Here is a 2,381-nt window from a genome sequence, read left to right on the forward strand (position 1 = left end):
AGCCGCGGTTGGTGGGGAAGTCGCCGATGGCGTCGTGCTGGGCGGCGATGAGGTCCCAGAGGTCTTCGGGGGACCTTACGCCGCCGGGGAAGCGGCATGCCGCTGCGACGATCGCGATCGGTTCGCTCTGCGCCTCCTCGGCGTCGCGCAGCCGGCGCTGGGTCTGCCGCAGATCACCCGTCACCTTTTTCAGGTAGGCGAGCAGTTTTTCCTCGTTGTCAGCCATTGCCGTCCCCGAATTCGCGGTCGATCAGGTCGAAGATCTCTTCCGCGGACGCCGAGTCGAGCGGCTTGTCCGCCGGCTCGCCTCGCATCCGGCGGGCCAGCAGGTCGAGCCGGTCGGCGAGCCGCCGCGCCGACCGGGGGTCCGCCGCCAGGTCGGCGGCCGACCGTTCGAGGGCGGCGAGCGCACTCTCCGGGTCGAGGGGGGCGGTCGCCGGGGCCAGCTCGGCACTCAGGAACGCGGCCACCGCGGCCGGGGTCGGGTGGTCGTAAGCGAGGCTCACCGGCAGGTGCCGCCCGGCCAGCACGGCGAGCCGGTTGCGCAGCTCGACCGAGGTCATCGAGTCGAACCCCAGATCGGTGAAGGCGCGGTCGGCCGGGACGTTCGCCACGTCTTGGCGCAGCACCGCCGCCACCTCGGGACGGACCAGCGCGACCAGCGCGTCCAGCCGTTCCCGCTCCGGCAGGTGCGCCAGCCTCGCGGCGGGTGCGTCCTCGGCGGCCGGCGCCGCGCTCGCCTCGCGGGCCTCCGGCAGACCGGCGAGCAGCGGGCTCGGCCGGCTCGAGGTGAGGGCGGGCGCCAGCCGCCGCCAGTCGATGTCCGCGACGACCGCGCCGGCCCCGTCCTCGGCCAGTGCGTGCTGAAGGGCTTGGAGCGCCCGGTGCGGTGCCATCGCGCGCACGCCGCGCCGCTTCATGAAGTCGGCGATGCCCTCGATCTCGTACATTCCGCCACCGGACCAGGCACCCCACGCGATCGACGTCGCCGTGCGGCCCCGCTCGCGCCGCGCGGCCGCGAACGCGTCCAGGAACGCGTTGCCCGCCCCGTACGCCGCGTTGCGGCCTGTGCCCCAGACCGCCGACACGGAGGAGAACAGCACGAAGGCGTCCAGCGGGGTGTCGCCGAGGGCCTCGTCCAGGTTCGTCGCGCCGGCCACCTTGGGGGCGATCACCCCGGCGAACCGGGCCAGGCCGATCTCGGTCACCGGCTCCAGCGGCTGCGCGGCGCCGGCGGCGTGCACGACGGTGCCGAGTGGGACATCCACCGGCACGGCCGCGAGCAGCCGGTCCACGTCCGCGCGGGACGTCACGTCGCAGGTCTGCACGGTCACTTTCACGCCGGACGCGGTCAGCTCCTCGACCAGCTCGGCGGCGCCCGGCGCGTCCACACCACGCCGCCCGGCGAGGAGCAGGTGCTCGGCGCCGTGGGCCGCATACCAGCGGGCGACCTGCGCGCCGATGCCCCCGGTGCCACCGGTGATCAGCACGGTTCCGCCGGCCACCGGGCGCGGTTCGCGCGACGACGGCGCCCGCACCAGCCGGCGGCCCAGGCACACCCCGGCGCGTACGGCGACCTGGTCCTCGCCGCCAGACAGCAGGTCCACCACCCGGGCCGCGTCGTCGACGGTCAGCGCGGCCGGCAGGTCGAGCAGGCCGCCCCAGCGATCCGGGAGTTCCAGGCCGACGGCCAGCCCGATGCCCCACGCCTGCGCCTGGCCCGGCCGCATCACCGGGTCATCGGTGCCGGTCCGCACCGCGCCGCGGGTCGCCACCCAGAGCCGCCCACCGGCCGGCGCGGTCGCGATCGCCTGCGCCAAGGCGAGGGTGGCGGCGACCCCGCGCGGGACGGCCGGGTGGTCCGGATGCGGCGTCTCGTCGAGGGCGAGCAGCGACAGTACGCCGCCGATCCGCGCGCCGCCGCCGGTCACCGCCGCAATCCGAGCCGTGAACCAGTCGGTGTCCACCGTCGCCGTGTCCACCTCGACCACCTCCACGCCGACGTGCGCGGCGAGCGCGTCCCGCAGCCGGCCGCCGTCGGCCCCGGCCGACGTGAGCAGCAGCCAGGTGTCCGCGAGCGCGACCCCCGGGCGCACGTCGAGCCGGTCCCAGGCGACCCGGTACAGCAGGTCGTCGGACTCGGCCGGCCGGGTGCGCCGCGCCGGCGCCAGCCAGTAGGAGCTGTGTTGGAAGGGGTAGGTGGGCGGGGGCGTTTGGTGGGGGGCGGGTGTGTCGGGTGGTTCGTGGAGGTGGAGTTGGGTGCGGGCGTGGTGGGGGTTGGGGCTGGTGATGGTGTGTGGCTGGTCGAGGGGGTGGTGTAGGTGTGGGGTGAGGGTGCTGTGGGGGGCGATTTCGAGGTAGGTGGTGGTGCCGAGGGTGTG

At 75.3% G+C, this 2,381-nt stretch carries 2 protein-coding genes; both read right to left on the reverse strand.

Translation table 11 applies throughout. The annotated features are described in order from the left end of the window. Positions 1–226: polyketide synthase docking domain-containing protein (locus tag D7223_RS32320; RefSeq protein WP_147442484.1), on the reverse strand; the 226-nt coding region annotated here is incomplete at its 3' end. Beyond that, the coding region (locus D7223_RS32325) for a beta-ketoacyl reductase (RefSeq protein ID WP_120733492.1) at positions 219–2,381 on the reverse strand (2,163 nt) is incomplete at its 5' end. The genes D7223_RS32325 and D7223_RS32320, both read right to left, overlap by 8 nt.

Origin of the sequence: Micromonospora endolithica (genome assembly GCF_003626595.1) — a bacterium.
GTDB classification, from domain to species: Bacteria; Actinomycetota; Actinomycetes; order Mycobacteriales; family Micromonosporaceae; genus Micromonospora; species Micromonospora endolithica.